The following is a 921-nucleotide window of genomic DNA, read 5'->3' as shown; positions in this document are numbered from 1 at the left end:
TCACTAATCATGACCTTGGAGACAAGCCTGCTCTTCACTGTATCAACTACAGCGGTAGTAATTCCCTTGTCATTGGCAATGCAAAATGCGGGTGTTGGTGCATACACCGCTACCCCCAAGCACCATTTGCCGTAGACACAGTGGTAACAATACTATTGGTTACACCATTAATTACAGTCACAGAGAAACCATTAGCACTAGCGACGTAGACCGTGTTTAGCGCAGAGTTCACCGCAACACCTTCTAAATTACCGCCAACACCAGTAATGGTGCTGGTTACTGCATTTGTTGCCCCGTTAATGACAGAGACCGTACCCGAATTATAGCTGCTAGCATAGATCGTATTCGTTACAGGATTTACATCCACTCCACGCGGTTGAGTTCCTACAGTAATCGTAGTGATGACTGCATTAGTCGCACCATTAATTACTGAGACCGAACCTCCAAGTAGATTAATGACATAAATCCTATTGGTAGTTTCATTAACAGCAACCCCAATGGGAAAACTACCCACTGGTATGGTGGCAGTTACCGAATGTGTTGCACCATTAATCACTGAAACGGTGTTATCAGCGCCATTAGCCACATAAATGGTATTGGTTGTTGAGTTCACGCCAACAGAATTAGGCATACTACCTACACTGATTGTTGTTCCTGTAGCTGTATTTGTTGCCCCATCCACAATATAAACCGTATTATTATTCAGATTTGGAGCATAGATCAAATTGGTAACTGGGTTTACACCTATGCCAGAGTAGGTGTCATTAGTAAGAACTAAAGTGGATACTACATTATTAGCTACATTCAAAATGGACAGTGTTCCTCCAGATGACGCCATGACGTACGCCGTATTTGTCGAGGAGTTCATGGCGATCGCCTGAGGATTCGAAACACCTACTACAGTCGCACTCACCGTATTGG

The 921-nt window shown here is 43.9% G+C and carries 1 protein-coding gene; it reads right to left on the bottom strand.

Annotated features, from left to right (window positions below):
* Positions 1–109: 109 nt before the first annotated feature.
* On the bottom strand, positions 110–921 hold an 812-nt coding region (locus LDG_RS12860), incomplete at its 5' end, for a YncE family protein (RefSeq protein ID WP_040535796.1).

Source organism: Legionella drancourtii LLAP12, assembly GCF_000162755.2.
Lineage (GTDB): Bacteria > Pseudomonadota > Gammaproteobacteria > Legionellales > Legionellaceae > Legionella > Legionella drancourtii.
Note: the sequence above shows the minus strand (reverse complement) of the source record. Positions and strands in the feature narration are given on the sequence as shown.